The sequence below is a fragment of the Rathayibacter sp. VKM Ac-2754 genome (genome assembly GCF_009807095.1).
Lineage (GTDB): Bacteria > Actinomycetota > Actinomycetes > Actinomycetales > Microbacteriaceae > Rathayibacter.
This window is the reverse complement of record NZ_WUCC01000003.1, coordinates 323,793-339,327: the sequence shown is the minus strand read 5'-3', so window position 1 is coordinate 339,327 and position 15,535 is coordinate 323,793. Positions and strand designations below refer to the sequence as shown.

The window sequence follows — 15,535 nt, the reverse complement described above, 5'->3', positions numbered from 1 at the left end:
GGTGCGCGAGAGCCACTCTCGGCTGATGTTGCGCGCGCAGAAGCGGGGCCAGCGGACGAACCGCCGACCCCGCCTCGGTCTCACTCTTACTTCTGCGCGGTCCGCCTGCGCGTCGCGGTCAGCGCCAGCGCACCCGCGCCTCCGGCCACGAGCGCGAACGCCAGGGCGGCGAGCCCGGTCGTCCCCTCGGTGCCGGTGTGCGCGAGGGCCGCGGTCGGCTTCGCGGTGGCGGTGGGAGTCGCGGACGGCGCCGGCACCACGGGCACGGCGGTCGCGGTCGGCTCGGCGGTGGGCTCAACGGTGGGCTCGGCCGTGGGCTCAGCCGTCGGCTCCGCGGTCGGCTGCGGCGTCGGCTCCGTCACCGGCAGCTCCGGAGTCGAGGCCGGGGCCACGCGGTGCAGCGTCGCCTGCTCGTAGTCGTACGACATCGCGAGCAGCGCCGCGTCCTGGCTGCGCGGGGCGGCCAGTTCGAGGCCGGCGGCGGCTCCGGTTGAGGTGAAGCCTGCCGGCAGCGAGACCGTCGGGACGCCCGTGTTGGCGCCGACGTCGCAGAACGTCGTGCCCGCCCAGTCGGGCGCGGCCGAGGTGGCGCTGGTCGGCATGGCGAGGGCGTCGAGGTCGTTGTCGACGAAGAACTGGTCCATCGCGATCTTGCCCGCGTCCTGCGCGGCGATCGCCGCGTCGTAGGCGGGGTTCGGGATGTCCTCGTTGCTCTCGAAGAACTCGACGTCCTCCGGCAGCAGCGAGGTCTTCCCGTCCTTCATGACATCGGAGAAGGTCAGCGCGTCGACCGGCTCGGTGAGGGCGGCGAGGCCGTCGGGCCAGGTCGCCTCCGTCGTGGCGAAGAACGAGTCGATGCTCGGGCGCATGTCGAGGTAGCCGCCGCTCACCAGCGTGTCCGAGACGAACTCGCGGGTGAAGGTCGGCACCGGCACGATCTCGGCGCCCTGCGCAGCGAGGTCGCGGACGGCCTGATCGATGAGCGCCGTCGTCTCGGTGAGGCCCGGGCGGGCCGGATCCTCCTCGTAGTCCCACTGCACGTAGCCGATGCGCTTGCCCTCGAGGGCAGTGTCGCTGAGCCCCTCGACGTAGGCCGAGCTGTCCTGCTCGTCGGCGATGACCGTCAGCGGGTCGGTCGGGTCGTAGCCGGCGAGCACCTCCATCAGCAGTGCCGCATCCGTCACGGTCGTCGTCATCGGACCCGAGACGTCCTGGCGGGGCGACAGCGGGACGATGCCCGTGACGCTGGTCAGGCCCATGGTGGGGCGGTAGCCGACGAGACTCTGGTGCGCGCTCGGTCCGACGATCGAGCCGCAGGTGTCGGTGCCGAGGCCCGCGGGGGCGTAGCCGGCGGCGACGGCCGCGCCGGTGCCTCCGCTCGAGCCGCTGGCGCTGTTGGCCTGGTTGTAGGGGTTGTTCGTGCGGCCGCGCTCGGAGCTGAGCGTGTAGGTGCCGTGCCAGGCGAACTCGGACATGTTGGTCTTCGCGAGGATGATCGCGCCGGCCGCACGGAGTCGCTCGACCGCTGTCGAGTCGAGCTTCGTCTGGTACGTGTGCAGGGAGGCGCTGCCGGCGGTCGTCGGCATGTCGAACGTGGCGTAGTTGTCCTTCACCAGGATCGGGATGCCGTGCAGCGGTCCGCGGATCGTGCCGGCCGCGCGCTCGGCGTCGAGGGCGGCGGCCGTGCTGAGCGCCTCCGGGTTGGCGAGGATCACGGCGGCGAGCCCGGGCTGGTCGCCGTAGGGGTCGTCGTAGGCGGCGATGCGGTCGAGGTAGCGCTGGGTGAGGGCGACCGACGTGGTCGCTCCCGACTCGAGCAGCGCGAGGGCGTCGGTGATGCTGAGGTCGACGACCGCGGGGGCGGTGACGGCCGGGGTCGGAGCGGTGGTCGCGCCGAACGCCGAGGGGGCGGCGAGGGCGGCGCTCAGGGCGAGACCGGAGCAGAGGGCGGTGGCGGCGGAGAGTCGGGCGACCCTCCGGAGGGGGGAGTGGGACAAGCGAACACCTTCGAACGGAGTGGGAGGGGGCTTGGAGCCTCCCCAGTTTCGGGGGCGCGTGTTGCCGCCCTGTTTCCGTCCCGGGTCGATCGAGCGCGCGCGATGTCCCCCTTCGCGGGGGTGCTCGAGAGGACTGCTTCCGCCGCGACGTGACTCAGCGGCAGTCGATCACACCGTCGTCGGCCATCGAGACGCTTTCGCCGCCCTTCACTCCGAGGCGCAGGTGAGCCTGCTCCCCGGTCCACCGCAGGTCGTAGTCGTCGGCGCTGAAGGGCTGGTAGCCGTCGTCCGCCCCGTAGTCCTCGACCCACTCCGCGGCCGCGGAGCCGGACCGCACCACTCCCACCGATCCTCCGCCTGCGCGGAGGAACCCGAACTCGCGCACGACGATGCGGCAGCCGCCCTCGCTCGCCGACGGGAGGACGGAGTACCAGCTCGTCGTGAACAGGAGCGAGAAGAAGACCGCGCACGGAACGCAGAGGATCAGCAGGAGCGCCCCGGCGACGCCGATCGCGGTGCGGATCCAGGAGTCGGCGCGCGGAGCCGCCGGGAGCACGAGGCCGACCAGCACCGAGACCACGCCGCCCGCGAGGAGGACGAGCTCGATCCCGAAGAGCGTCGGGACGAGGGGGCCGATCACGATCGTCCCCCAGCCCAGCGCCTCCTGAGCACTCAGGCCGGCGACGCGGTAGAGGGGTGCGATCGGCCCCAGTACGCCGAGCGCCACCACGGCCACGAGCTGCACGACGCCCGCGGCGAGCAGGCGACCTCCGAGTCGCGGCGCGTCAGCGGGCTGCTCGGTCATCGAGCAGATCCGCACTGCTCCCGACATCGTCGCCCACGTGCGTCAGGATGTCGCCCGGCTGGCAGCCGAGGACCTCGCAGATGGCGTCGAGGGTCGAGAAGCGGACGGCCTTGGCGCGGCCGTTCTTGAGGATCGAGATGTTGGCGGTGGTGATGCCGACCGCGGCGGCGAGGTCGGTGACCGACATCTTGCGCTTGGCCAGCTCGACGTCGAGGTTGATGACGATGGCCATCAGACGACCTCGGCGAGCTCGCTGCGCTGCTCGATCGCGAGGTGCAGGAGGCGGCGCATCACGACGACGAGCAGCGCCAGGGCGGCGCTCGCGACGGCCACCAGGGCGAAGGCCAGCGCGGGGAGCGGCGCGGGCATCGCTGCGAACGCGGCGACCGCTCCGATCGTGGCGAGGACGGAGCCGGAGACGAAGGCGCCGATCGCGAGGTCGACCCACAGGTCGGAGCGGTGGTCGCCGGCGAACAGCGCGTCGTCGCGGGCCAGGGTGAGCAGGCGCCAGATCGACACCAGGACGACCTCGACGCAGAGCACTCCGGCGACGACCACGGCGACCAGCACGCCGTCGACGGGTCCGCCGTCGAGGGCCTCGAGCGCGATCGAGCCCACGCTCAGCTGGATCAGCACACCGCCGAGCAGCAGCAGGAGGAGGAGTGCGCGGAGCGCGACGAGGACGGGTCGAGGCATCGGAAGCTCCTATATCGAATAACGTGCGGTTCGTATCGAATGTCGATACTGTCACCTCTCGAGACCGGCGGCAAGGCGCCTCCGGGGACGGGCGACACGATGACGCGGTACCGACGACTCCTCGGCGCGGCCCTGCTCGTCGGGGCGCTCGCCGGCTGCTCGGCCGACCACGGGCGCGCGCTCGACGCGGCGCTGGCGCAAAACGCGTGCGTGCTCGAGAGCACCGTGGACGCGAGCCCGAGGCCGCTGCTGTCGCGGTCGGTTCCCGCGGTCGTCGAGGTCGACGTGGCGGTGTCGGAGGAGTGCACGCTCGAGCAGCAGACGGTGATCGCGAGCACCGTGGCCGAGGCGGCGGGGGAGGCGCTCGACGGCGTCCCCGCCTGGCGCACCTCGAGCGAGTACACCCAGCGCGTCGGCGACGACGTGCTCGCGGTCGGCGACGTCCACACCGCGGGGCCGGCGCTCGTCGCCGCGCTCGAGGGCTGGGACGCGCTGCGCCGCGACGTCGACGGGAGCGTGTCGGTGCGGACGTCCGCGGGCGACGCCGCGATCGACGTCGAGCTCGCGGCGACCAGCGACGACACGGCGATCACGGCGCTCGCCCGGCTCCTCGCGAGCGACACGGCGATCACCCGCGGTGTCCCGGAGTGGACCATCGGCCGGCCCGCCGGCGGTGGGCGTCCGTCGTCCGAGGTCGTCGTGCACGACGACCGGCCCGCCGACGAGCTGGTCCGCCTCGCGCAGGAGGTGGAGGCCGCCTTCGTCGGCGCCACCGCGGTCGAGACGGGCCCGTCGGTCCTGAACATCGAGGTGCGGGGCCCGCAGGGTGGCGACGGGGCCCGCTCGCTGGTCGACTCCGCGGTCTGGCCGTCGGTGCTGGCCACCATGACCGCGATGACCGATCGGGGTGCGGGCTACGCGATCGGGGGAGTGATCGACGCCGAGGCGGCGGACGGCTCGGGGCGAGTGGTCGACGACTTCGCGTCGTCGAGCATGATGTGCGCCGCGCCCTCGGGAGGCGGCGCGACGACGCGGGCCGCCTTCGCGCACCTCGACGCGGTGATCCGCCCGGCGCACCCGGGCGAGTCGTTCCCGCACAGCGGTCTGAGCGCCCCGACGTGCCGGTGAGCGCCGGAACGTGCTCACAACTAAGGCTGACAGGCGGATTCCCCTGAATTCTCAGCACTTCCGCCTGGTCAGCCTTGGTTGTGCGGCCCGCTCACCCGAGATGCCGCAGGTACCGTCGCGGATCCTCCAGGAACCCGCGCCACGTGCGCACCAGATCCAGCTCGTCGTACTCGCACCGCCGCATCCCGAAGTCGCCCAGCTCGTACAGGTCGGCGCCCGGCAGAGCGGCGAGGATCGGCGAGTGCGTCGACAGGACCACCTGCGAGCCCACGGCGGCGAGGTCGCGCAGCAGCCCGATCAGCGCGAGGCAGCCCGAGACCGAGAGCGCCGACTCCGGCTCGTCGAGCAGCCAGAGCCCGCGGATGCGCGAGCGATTCGTGACGATGTCGAGGAACGACTCGCCGTGACTCCGCTCGTGGTAGCCGCCGTCGATGCCGACGTCCTCGAGATACGAGAAGAAGCCGTGCATGGTCTCGGCACGGAGGAAGAAGCCGCGCTTCGAGGCGCCGGCTCCGCGCACGAGCTGCAGCTGCTCGGCGAGATCCGACTCCGAGCCGCGCGTCGCGTGCATCGCGCCCGTCGAACCGCCCTCGGCGTTCAGCCCGAAGGCGAGCGCGAGGGCCTCGAGCAGCGTCGACTTGCCCGCGCCGTTCTCGCCGGTCAGCACCGTCACGGTGCCGAGGTCCCAGCCGTCGGCGAGCACCTGGCGCACCGGCGCGAGGGTCGCGGGCCAGACGTCGAGCGGCGCCTCCGATGCCGGATGGCGCTGCACACGGCGCACGGGAAGGCTCGAGAACACTGCACGCCTCCGATGCTCGACCCGGTCAGTCAAGCACCCGAGCGCTCAGACCGCCCAGCCCGCCTCGGCCAGCGCGAGCGCCGCATCGGCGCGGGGCGAGTAGGGGAGGTCGGCGCCGAGCACCACGCGGTAGTCCGTGTCGCCGGGGCCGACCCAGAGGATTGAGTCGTCGGCGCGCGCGTCGCCGAGCGCGGCGCGGACGGCTCGCGCCGGCTCGGCGACCTCGCGCACCTCGCAGCCGCGCCCGAGAGCGCCCTCGAGCAGCGCCCGGCGGATCTGTGCCGGATCCTCGAAGCGCGGGTGGTGGTCGGTGACGATCACGAGGTCGGCGCGGTCGGCGGCGGCGCGGCCCATCGGCGCGCGCTTGCTGGGGTCGCGGTCGCCGTCGGCTCCGAGGATGACGAGCACGCGGCCGGGGGTCACCTCGCGGAGGGCGTCGACGGTGCGGGCGACCGAGTCGGGGGTGTGCGAGAAGTCGACGTAGAGGCGCGGGCCCTCGGCGCCCGAGACGAGCAGCGTGCGGCCGGGCACCGAGACGGCGAGTCCGGAGGCGAGGGCCGCGGCGATCGCGGACCGCGAGTAGCCCGCCTCCACCAGCATCACGATCGCCAGGGCGGCGTTCGAGGCCATGTGCCGCCCGATCAGCGGGACGGCGGTGGTCATCGACCAGCCGTCGGGGGCGACGAGGCGCAGGCGCGTGCCGGTCGCGGTCGACGAGAGGACGTCGACGGTCCAGTCGGCGTCGCGCGTGCCGACGGTGACCACGGGCACCTCCGCCTCGGCCGCGACCGTGCGACCCGCCGCTGTGTCGACGACGACGACTCCGCGGCGGCTCCGATCGGGCCGGAACAGCCGCTGCTTCGCCCGGAGGTAGGTGCTCAGATCGCCGAAGTCGTCGAGGTGGTCGTGGCTGAGATTGGTGAAGCCGGCGACGTCGAAGACGAGGCCCTCGACGCGCGAGCGGACCAGCGCCTGAGCGCTCACCTCGATCGCCGCGGTCTCGACGCCGTCCTCGGTCATGCGCGCGAGGAGCGCGTGCAGCTCGGGCGCCTCCGGAGAGGTGAGCCGGCTCGCGACGACGTGCTCGGCGCTGCGGCGCTCGGCCGTGGAGCTGTAGCCCGAGGGCACGCCGAGCCGGCGGAGGATCGCGTCGAGCAGGTGCACCGTGCTGGTCTTGCCGTTGGTACCGGTCACGCCGAGGAGCGTCGGCCGCGCGCGATCGGTGCCGTAGACCGCCGCCGCGACGGAGCCCAGCGCCGCTCTCGGGTCGGCGGCGAGCAGCACGGGCAGTCCGGAGGCGCGCGCCGCCGCGCTGCCCGCCTCGTCGGTCAGCACCGCGACGGCACCGGCCGCGGCGGCCTGCACGGCGAAGTCGGCCCCGTGCATCCGGCGGCCGGGGAGCGCGGCGAAGAGCGCCTCCGCCCGCACCTCTCGATGCGACACGGTGACGCTCCCGGCCACGACGTCGCCGCGGCCGTCGAGCTCCAGCCCGACGGCGCGCGCGATCACGTCGAGCCGGGCCCCCTCGCAGCGTCGCGGCTCGAGGAGCCGGAACACGGGCACGCGGGGACCCGGTCGTCCGCTACTTCGCGGTCGGCCCGTAGAAGGAGCTGATCTCGTCGAGCTCCATCTCGGCCGTCGTCTGGATGAGCTTGAGCAGATCGGGGTCCAGACCCGGCGCGTACTCCTCGAAGCGCTCGGGGGCGATGACGGAGGGGACGCCCTCGGGCGCCTGCTCCTTCGACTCGAGGTCGGTGCCGTCGTTCGACGGCGAGGCCCCGCGGAAGATCTTGCCCGCCTCGGACGCGCCCTCGAGATCGAAGGTGTACTGCTTGCTCTGCAGGCCCAGGTCGAGGAGCTTCTTGACCTCGGGGAACTTGTCGGCGTTCGTCTTCGGGATCGGCAGGGTCTTCTTCCAGTCGATGCCGAGGGTCTCGAGCGCCTTCGCGTAGGCGTTCTCATGCGCCTGGTCGCGGACGATGAGGTACGCGATGGTCGAGCGGGCCGTCTTGTTGGCCGTCATCTCGTAGATGCGCGACTTCTGCAGGCGACCGGTCGACTCGAGCATGAGGTTGTAGAGCAGGTCGAGCACGAGGTTGCCCGAGTTGTAGACGTAGCTGCCGCTCCACGGGTTGCCCACCGAGTCGACCGGCAGTGCGCCCTGCGCGCCGACGAGGTAGTGGTGGATGTTGCCCGTGTCGAGGGCGATGTTGAGCGGAGTCGCGCCGCCGGCACCGGGCTTGTCGAGCGGGTCGGTCGGCTTGCCCTGGTACTGCGGCGAGCCGTCGAGCAGGCGCGAGATGGTGGTGCCGATCAGCTCGACGTGGCTGATCTCCTCGGTGCCGATGCCCTGGATGAGGTCGCGGTAGGGCTTCGCGTCGGCGCCGCGGAAGTTCATCGCCTGGAAGAGGTACTGCATCATCGTGCGCATCTCGCCGAACTGGCCGCCGAGCCCCTCCTGGAGCGCGTTCGCGGCGGCCGGATCCGGCTCGTCCTGCTCGATGTCGCTGATGAGTCGCTGCACGTGGAAGAACACCATTGCCTCCTGGAAGGATCGGGAGCTTCCAGCGTCCGCCGTGCTCCGCCCACTTGCGAAGGGACTTGCCACGGAGGGGTCGGCTGTGCCCCACAGGTGTCGGCTGCCGGCGTGGCAGGCTGGAGCGATGCGGCCCTACGACGTCCGAGCGATCGCCGCCGCCGTGATCGGAGCCGCGGCGGTGTTCTCGATGCAGGTCCCGATCGTGGCGGCCGTGCTCGCCGTCACCGCGATCGTGCTCGGCCTCGGCGCCCGGCGACGGCTGCGCGACGACGACGCCCTCCGCGGCAGCCGCGCGAGCTTCGCGGGCGTGGTGCTCGGGCTCGGGGCGCTCGCGGTCGGCGTCGCCCCGTCGCTGCTCGGCGGCCTGCTGACGCTCCTCGTCTAGCGCAGCGCGAACGCCTCCCGGTAGAGGTCGCCGAGGGCGGCCGAGTCGGGGCCGCTGAGTCCGCAGGTGAGGATGACGCCTCCGGAGGCTGCGACGAGGTAGCCGACTCCCGGCTCGAAGGTGATCGGGGCGCCGTCGACCGCCGACTCCGGCGACTGCGTGACCTGGACGGTGTCGGCCACCTCGCCGGCGAAGCGGTCGGTGACGCTCAGGGTGACGACGCCCTGGTCGATGCCGGTCACCTCCGCGCGGAACGCGATCTCGGCGGGCTCGAGCGCCGCCGCGTCGACGGGGGCGCACATCGCCATCGGGCCGCCGGTCGAGGGCAGCTCGAGGGTCGACGCCGCTCCGCCCCCGACCCCGAAGGCGAGCGGCAGCAGGAGGGAGGCGGCGGCGCCCGCGCTCAGGGCGCCCACGCCGGCGATCATCCAGCGCGAGCGGCGGGTGGGGGTGTGACGGGGCGCGGGCTCGCCGACCGCCGCGGCGATGTGCGCGCTGAGCTCGTCCGGGGTCAGGGGCGCGAGGGCGCGCGCCGGGTCGGCGGCGCGCATCCGCCAGCGGACCTCGTCGTCGTCGATTCCGGTCATCGGGATCCTCCTGCTCTGGTCTGCTCGAACAGCTCGGCGAAGCGCCGCCGGGCGCGGTGCAGGCGGATCGACGCGGCGTTGGCGGTGATGCCGAGCACCTCCGCGATCGCCCGCGAGTCGAGCTCCTCCCACGCCCAGAGGCGGAGCAGCTCGGCATCCGACTCGCGGAGCCGCGCGAGCACCAGGCGCACCGCCTCGTCCGACTCCGACGGCCCCTGCTCGGCGTCGACGCGCACCTGCGGCGGGTCGACCACGGCGATGCGCTGCGCGAGGAGCACCTGGCGGCGCTGGGTGCGCAGCGCGTTCTGCAGCTGCAGGCGCGCGACTCCGATCGCCCACGGCACGGGATCCTCCGGCACGTCGTCGGGGCGGCGCCAGAGCACCGAGAGGGTGGCGGCGAGGACGTCGTCGGCCGTCGCCTCGTCGGTGCGGCGCCAGAGGTAGCGGCGGACCGGATCGGCGACCGCGGCGGCGACCGCGGCGAACCGGTCGGGGCCCGCGAGGGGAGCTGGCATGTTCCTCATGCTCCCTTGTGTCCGGGAGGCGGGCGCTGCTTTCACCCGGCGCGGCGAGCGGCTCGGAGGCGCGTCGCAGCCGCTGTCGGGGCATGTCCGGCTCGTGGAATCGCGTTCGGCTCGTGGAATCCGCGTGTTTCTGCGAGCCGAGCGTGTTTCTGCGAGCCGGAGGTCGGCTCGGGCGTGCGTGGCGGCGACGGAGGCGCAGCTTCGGCTCGCGGAATCCGGTTCGGCTCGCGGTATCCGCGTGTTCCTGCGAGCCGAACGTGCTTCTGCGAGCCGGAGGTCGGACGACGGCGGCACCCGGCCGGCTCGCTACTCTGGACCGCCCCCACCCGCACCTTCCGCCGAGGAGCCCCATGCCCATCTGGACCCTGCACGGCGACGGTCGCACCGTCGCACCCGGCGCCGTCGTCGCTCCCGGCGAGCGGCTCAGCTGGCCCGCCACGATCGCCATCGGCATCCAGCACGTCGTCGCCATGTTCGGCGCGACCTTCCTCGTGCCCGTGCTCACCGGCTTCCCGGTCGCCACGACCCTGCTGTTCTCGGGCGTCGGCACCCTGCTCTTCCTCGTGATCACGCGCAACAGGCTGCCCAGCTACCTCGGCTCGAGCTTCGCCTTCATCGCCCCGGTCACCGCGGCGACCGCCGTCGGCGGCACGGGGTCGGCGCTCGCCGGAGTCGTCGCCGTCGGTCTCCTGCTCGCCGCGGTCGGCGTCGTGGTGCAGTTCGCGGGCCTCGGCTGGATCGACCGGCTGATGCCTCCGGTCGTGTCGGGTGCGATCGTCGCGCTGATCGGCTTCAACCTGGCGCCGACGGCGTGGCTCTCGTTCCAGCAGGCGCCCGTCACGGGCACCGTCACCCTCGCCGCGATCGTCTTCGGCAGCGTCTTCTTCCGCGGCTTCCTCGGCCGCATCTCGATCTTCGTCGGCGTCGTGATCGGCTACGTCGTGGCGCTCGTCCGCGACGAGATCGACTACTCCGCCGTCTCCGACGCGGCCTGGGTGGGTCTGCCCCCGTTCACGTTCCCCGACTTCGCGAGCGGATCGACGTGGTCGGGCATCGCGATGTTCCTCCCCGTGGTGCTCGTGCTCATCGCCGAGAACGTCGGGCACGTGCGCGGCGTCGCGACGATGACCGACTCCTCCGTCAACGCGCACACCGGCCGCGCGCTCATCGCCGACGGCCTCGCGACCACCGTGTCGGGCGCCTTCGGCGGCTCGGGCACGACCACCTACGGCGAGAACATCGGCGTGATGGCCGCGACCCGCGTCTACTCGACCGCCGCCTACTGGGTCGCCGGCGTCACGGCCGTGCTGCTCAGCCTCTCGCCCAAGGTCGGCGCCGTCTTCAACTCGATCCCGGCCGGGGTCCTCGGAGGCGCGACCACCGCGCTCTACGGCCTCATCGGGGTCATCGGCATCAAGATCTGGATCGACAACCGCGTCGACTTCTCCCGCCCGGTCAACCAGTACACGGCCGCGGTGTCGCTCGTGATCGCGATCGCGGGCTTCGCGTTCTCGTCCGGCGGCTTCGAGCTCGGCGGGATCGTGCTCGGCGCTGCCGCGGCGCTGGTGGTCTACCACCTGGGCAACGCGGTCGCGCGCTGGCGCGGGACGGGCGCGGACGACGGCGGGCCGCTGCCCGCGATCGGGCAGCTGGGCGGGGACGCGCAGGGGCGCTAGGGAACTCGTCGACCGGACGCGAATCGGGTCCTGGGTGCGACCCGGGCCCCGAGAGCCGTCCAGTCGTCACCGGTCTCCCCTCCGACTGGACCCGAACCGGGCTCGGATCGCGATGCGGACACCGGAAGGCGTCCACTCGACCCCCACAGAATCGCACCGCCCTGTGAGGCGCGGTGGACAACGGAAGAGGCGCACATGACCCCCATCGATCCGTTCTCGAGCATCGCGGAGCTGCGGACGGCGCTCGCCGCGGGACAGGTGTCGGCCGTCGAGGTCGCCTCCGATCGGCTGGCGGCCGTCGCCGAGCATCCGACGACGGTGGTGGCACACGATCCGGAGGCGGTGCTGCGCGCGGCGGCGTCGATCGACGAGCGGAGGCGCCGGGGTGAGCCGCTCGGGGCGCTGGCAGGGGTGCCGATCACGGTCAAGGACGCGTTCGAGGTCGAGGGGCTGGTCGGCAGCGTCGGCACGCCCGGGAGCCTGCACCCGTCTCGGAGCGACGCTCCCGCGGTCGCCGCGCTGCGGTCGGCCGACGCGGTGATCCTCGGCAAGACGAACGTGCCCGCTTTCCTCGCCACGCTCGACACGGTCAACGACGTCTACGGTCGCACGCCGAACCCGTGGGGCGCGGGGCTCTCGGCCGGGGGCTCGTCCGGCGGGTCCGCGGCGGCCGTCGCCTCCGGACTGTCGTGGGGCGACCTGGGCAGCGACCTCGTCGGCTCGATCCGGGTGCCCGCGGCGTGGAACGGGGTCTGCGGGCACCGGCCGAGCAACGGGGTGATCTCGAAGCGCGGGCACCTGCCCTGGCGGACGGGCACGCTCCTCGAGCCCTCCTGCTCCGTCGCGGGGCCGATCGCCCGGAGCGCGGACGACCTGGCGGTGCTCTTCGGGGTGCTCGCCGGGACGGCGTCGCCCGGTCCGTGGCGGCTCGCGCTGCCGGCTCCGCGATTCGCGACGCTCGGTGAGCTTCGGGTCGGGCTGTGGCTGTCGGAGGCGTCGGCGCCGGTCGACGACGAGACGGCGGAGGCGCTCGAAGCGCTCGCGGAGCGGCTCGGCACCGCGGGAGTCACGACCCGTGTGATCCGCGACTCGGTTCTGGCGACGCCCGACGCCGAGCAGCTGTTCGACCGGCTCGTGCAGCACGAGATCGCCTACGGCGCGGCGCTCGACGGAACGGCGGAGGGGCTCGACTCCGTCGGCGACCCCGCCGCGGGAGCTCCGGCGGCGCAGGTCTGGGCCGACTGGGACGCTCAGCTGCGCCTCCGCGACCGCTGGAAGGAGGTGTTCGCCGACGTCGACGTCGTGCTGGCCCCGACCGTGCCGTTCGCGGCGCCTGCGGCCCCCGTCGCCCCGGAGGACGAGCGCGCGATCAGCCGCTGGAGCAACGTGGCGAATCTCGCGACGGGTCCGTCGACCGTCCTCCCGATCGGGCTCGGCTCCTCCTCGGGCCTGCCGATCGGCGCCCAGCTCATCGGCGCCCACGGCCACGACCTGTCGACGCTCGCGGCAGCGCGGCTGCTCGCGGAGGAGGGCCTGGTGCCCCGCACGCTCCGACCGTGACCCCCGGGGACGCGAGTGGACGCCGTTCGCGTCCTGCATCCGCATCGGGGCCCCCTAGAGGTCCAGTCGCCGCCGCTGCCGTGAGCGAGTGGACGCGGACCGGTGCTCAGCCGGCACCGAGGCCCCGCTCCGCGCCCGGTCGCGTCGGGCGCGCCTCCGCAGGTCAGGGCGCGTCGAGCCCCGCCAGCGCTAGCTTCGCGTAGAGGTCCTCGAGCAGCAGCCGCGTGTCGACGGCGGTGTACACCCGCACGTCGGGCCCGCCGTTCCCCGGCACGTACTGCCCGCCGGTCGAGATCCCCGGCCGCGGCACGCGCACGCTGCGGCTCGACGAGGTGTCGGGCTCGAACGCCGAGAGCAGCGCGGTCGCGAGCACGAGCGGGCTGTCGCCGAGCGCGTAGGTCTCGCCGAAGCTCAGGCCGTGAGCGGCCCCCATCACCGACACCGCGCCGAGGGCGTCGAAGAGGTGGCGCCCCAGGGCGCCCGCGCCGCGCATCCGCACGCGCAGCTCGGCCGTCGAGGCGAGCACCTGGCGGTAGGAGTCGCGCGCGAACTGCTCGATCGGAAGCTCCGACGCGAAGACCTCGGCGGCGGCGGGCACGTCGATGAGCAGGTTGTACTCGATCGGCATCGCGCCCGGCGGGGGAGAGGCGAGCGACGGATGCTCGGGGCCGCCGATCCAGACGAGCGTCATCCTCGAGGCGATCGCGGGCTCGAGGCGCAGGGCCGCCGCGACCTCGGTGAGGCCGGCGCCGGCGCAGAGGTAGAGCGGGCGCGGATCCTCGCGCAGCGCCTCCGCGACGATCGCGTGGGCGGCGGCGGACGGCTCGGTGGCAGCCGTGTTCGACCCGGCGATCACCGGCACCTCGGAGCGCCCGCAGAGCGCGAGCACCGTGCGCGCCGCCGAGGCCGCGTTGTCGGCCGACCGGCCCGACGGGTCGAAGGGGTCGTCGGGTCGCAGGTGCGAGCCGATGACGAGCGAGAGCTCGACCGAGGGCGACAGCGCGTGCTGCGCCAGCTGCACCAGTCCGTCGGGGTCGCCGGAGTAGTCGTTGTCCGAGATCACGCGGACCCGCGGAGGCACGCCGCTCACGACAGCACCTTCGTCAGCCGGATCGCCATGAACTGCCGCGCCGGCAGCTCGACGCGGAACGATCCCGAGAACACCCCCGGCACGCGCGACACGGTCATGCCCCAGGTGTCGACGACGTCGACGATCCACTCGTCTGCGGGGTCGCGGACGATCGTCCGGAAGCTCGGCCGGTTGAAGCCGAAGTAGACCAGCTGCACGCCACCCGATCCGCCCCAGGGGGCGTCCCAGTCCGAGGGCAGGGGGTCGATCCGCCCGTCCGGCATCTCGGCGGTGAGGCGGCGGAGGAACGCGATCCGCGCGGGGCTGTCGCCGACGAGCTCGCCGCCCTTCGACCACCAGAGCTCTTCGCGATCGTTGAGGTACGTCTCGCCGTGCCCGACGTAGCCGCCGCGCACGGCGCCCTCCCAGAAGCGCCGGGTCATCTCCTCGCCGGTGATGTTGCCCCAGCCCTGGTCGATGTCGCCCTCGTAGGCGCACTCGTCGATGACGACGGGCTTGCCCCACTCCTCGCGCCACGCGTCGGTGTTCTCGGCGGTGCGGTAGACGTCGATCCGCTGCACGCTCGCGTGAGTGATCCACGGGCGCGTGTAGTCGTAGAAGCCGAAGCAGTTGTGGATCGAGAGCAGGTGCCCCACCGGGTCCTCGGCGACGACGATCGCGGCGAGCCGCTCCCAGTCGTCGACCGACTTCGACCAGAGCAGGTCGTACTCGTTGGCCAGCGACCACCAGACGTTCGGATGCGCGGCCAGCCGCCGCACGACGTAGCGGGTGAAGAGGTCGTCGGCGGCGCGCCCCATGTCCGAGAAGCCCCAGCGGTCGTAGGCGTGGAAGAGGATCAGGTCGGCCTGGATCCCGAGGCGGGCGAGGTCGGCGACGCGCTCCTCGAGGTGGCGGAAGAACGCCGGCTCGGGGCGGTCGAAGTCCCACTCGCCGTCCGCACCGCGCGAGAACGGGTACAGGTCGGGCTCGTTCGTGTTGTACAGGTACGCCTTCGGGAAGACGCACATCCGCACCTTGGTGAACGGAGCCTCCGCGAGCGTGGCGAGGGTCGCCTCCTCGAGGGCCGCGCCCTGGTGCGTCCAGGCGTAGGCGGTCGTGCCGAGGGGGACGTGCCGCGTGCCGTCCTCGTGGGCGAAGTGGAAGGTGTCGGCGACGCGGACCGGGCCGTGCGCCTCCGGGAGCGCCGCCTCGACGACGACGGTGCCGCGGAGGCCGTCGAGCGAGCGCGCGGTCGACGCCGTGGTGACGCTCCAGGTGCCCGCCTCGCGGGGCAGGAAGCGGGCGCGGTAGACGCCGTCGCCGTCGTAGAAGCCGCCGGCGCGCACGACGAGATCGCCGAGCCGGAACTCGGCCGAGAACTCGACGTCGACGAACGGGTTGCCGTGCGAGGGGCCGTCGACGACGATCTCGCAGGGCGCCTGCACGGTGCCGGAGACGCTGGAGCGCAGCCGCGCGGAGCCCCGCGGCGCGTCGTCGTAGTCGTCGCGGGGCACGACCGCGACGCGCTCGGGGCGCGGGGCCGCGACTCCGGAGTCGTCGACCGCGCCGAGCGCCGCCCAGAACGACTCCTCGCGGGCCGGGTCGGTCTTCAGCAGCGGGTCCATGCCGACGACCAGGCCGAGCGGGGCGGAGCGCAGCTGCACGAGCAGCGGCGAGTTGACGACTCCGGGCGCGAACCGCCGGACGACGACGGCCGCGTCGGCGTGATCGAGCACGGTGCCCAGGGTCGAGTCGCGGGTGAACGCCATG

At 73.3% G+C, this 15,535-nt stretch carries 15 protein-coding genes; 4 read left to right on the top strand and 11 right to left on the bottom strand.

Translation table 11 applies throughout. The features are described from left to right. Positions 1–86: 86 nt before the first annotated feature. The 4 genes from GRS92_RS07120 to GRS92_RS07105 all read right to left on the bottom strand — a co-directional run bounded on the left by GRS92_RS07120 (position 87) and on the right by GRS92_RS07105 (position 3,498). On the bottom strand, positions 87–1,997 hold the full coding sequence (locus GRS92_RS07120) for an amidase family protein (RefSeq protein WP_204162362.1): 1,911 nt from the start codon (positions 1,995–1,997) through the stop codon (positions 87–89). A 154-nt stretch (positions 1,998–2,151) separates the two neighbouring features. Then, positions 2,152–2,802, bottom strand: coding sequence for a hypothetical protein (locus GRS92_RS07115; protein WP_159854645.1), 651 nt, complete (start codon positions 2,800–2,802; stop codon positions 2,152–2,154). Then, on the bottom strand, positions 2,783–3,034 hold the full coding sequence (locus GRS92_RS07110; protein ID WP_159854643.1) for a helix-turn-helix domain-containing protein: 252 nt from the start codon (positions 3,032–3,034) through the stop codon (positions 2,783–2,785). The genes GRS92_RS07115 and GRS92_RS07110 overlap by 20 nt, the downstream gene beginning before the upstream one ends. Next, positions 3,034–3,498, bottom strand: a complete 465-nt coding sequence (locus GRS92_RS07105; protein ID WP_159854641.1) for a DUF2975 domain-containing protein — start codon at positions 3,496–3,498, stop codon at positions 3,034–3,036. Before GRS92_RS07105 ends, GRS92_RS07110 begins: the two co-directional genes overlap by 1 nt. Before the next feature lie 39 nt (positions 3,499–3,537). Between GRS92_RS07105 and GRS92_RS07100 the strand changes: the two genes are divergently transcribed. Beyond that, complete coding sequence (locus GRS92_RS07100) at positions 3,538–4,626, top strand: hypothetical protein (protein ID WP_159854639.1); 1,089 nt, start codon at positions 3,538–3,540, stop codon at positions 4,624–4,626. 91 nt (positions 4,627–4,717) lie between these two features. Here GRS92_RS07100 and GRS92_RS07095 read toward each other — a convergent pair whose 3' ends face one another. The 3 genes from GRS92_RS07095 to GRS92_RS07085 are packed head-to-tail and all read right to left on the bottom strand — an operon-like array spanning position 4,718 to position 7,961. Beyond that, a complete protein-coding gene (locus GRS92_RS07095) occupies positions 4,718–5,425 on the bottom strand; it encodes an AAA family ATPase (protein WP_235021858.1) in 708 nt (235 codons plus the stop codon). 45 nt (positions 5,426–5,470) lie between these two features. Beyond that, a complete protein-coding gene (locus GRS92_RS07090) occupies positions 5,471–6,988 on the bottom strand; it encodes a Mur ligase family protein (protein WP_235021857.1) in 1,518 nt (505 codons plus the stop codon). Between the two features lie 19 nt (positions 6,989–7,007). After that, the gene (locus GRS92_RS07085) at positions 7,008–7,961 is read right to left on the bottom strand and encodes a manganese catalase family protein (RefSeq protein ID WP_159854874.1); all 954 of its coding nucleotides are present in this window, start codon (positions 7,959–7,961) and stop codon (positions 7,008–7,010) included. Between the two features lie 127 nt (positions 7,962–8,088). Between GRS92_RS07085 and GRS92_RS07080 the strand changes: the two genes are divergently transcribed. Beyond that, positions 8,089–8,349, top strand: coding sequence for a hypothetical protein (locus GRS92_RS07080; RefSeq protein ID WP_159854637.1), 261 nt, complete (start codon positions 8,089–8,091; stop codon positions 8,347–8,349). On the opposite strand, the gene GRS92_RS07075 is transcribed toward GRS92_RS07080, so the two are convergent. Next, positions 8,346–8,936, bottom strand: a complete 591-nt coding sequence (locus GRS92_RS07075) for a hypothetical protein (RefSeq protein ID WP_159854635.1) — start codon at positions 8,934–8,936, stop codon at positions 8,346–8,348. The genes GRS92_RS07080 and GRS92_RS07075 overlap by 4 nt on opposite strands. Then, positions 8,933–9,451 carry an RNA polymerase sigma factor gene (locus GRS92_RS07070; protein WP_159854633.1) on the bottom strand — a complete coding sequence of 173 codons (519 nt, stop codon included), beginning with the start codon at positions 9,449–9,451 and terminating at the stop codon, positions 8,933–8,935. The genes GRS92_RS07075 and GRS92_RS07070 overlap by 4 nt, the downstream gene beginning before the upstream one ends. A 359-nt stretch (positions 9,452–9,810) precedes the next feature. Here GRS92_RS07070 and GRS92_RS07065 point away from each other — a divergent pair, with 359 nt between their 5' ends. Further along, positions 9,811–11,136: a uracil-xanthine permease family protein gene (locus tag GRS92_RS07065; protein ID WP_159854631.1), complete on the top strand. Its 1,326-nt coding sequence runs from the start codon at positions 9,811–9,813 to the stop codon at positions 11,134–11,136. 195 nt (positions 11,137–11,331) lie between these two features. Beyond that, positions 11,332–12,696: an amidase gene (locus GRS92_RS07060; protein WP_159854629.1), complete on the top strand. Its 1,365-nt coding sequence runs from the start codon at positions 11,332–11,334 to the stop codon at positions 12,694–12,696. 163 nt (positions 12,697–12,859) lie between these two features. Here GRS92_RS07060 and GRS92_RS07055 read toward each other — a convergent pair whose 3' ends face one another. Both GRS92_RS07055 and GRS92_RS07050 read right to left on the bottom strand, forming a co-directional pair. Beyond that, positions 12,860–13,786, bottom strand: coding sequence for a nucleoside hydrolase (locus tag GRS92_RS07055; protein WP_204162045.1), 927 nt, complete (start codon positions 13,784–13,786; stop codon positions 12,860–12,862). Next, positions 13,783–15,534, bottom strand: a complete 1,752-nt coding sequence (locus GRS92_RS07050; RefSeq protein ID WP_159854627.1) for a DUF5605 domain-containing protein — start codon at positions 15,532–15,534, stop codon at positions 13,783–13,785. Before GRS92_RS07050 ends, GRS92_RS07055 begins: the two co-directional genes overlap by 4 nt. Position 15,535: the final 1 nt, after the last annotated feature.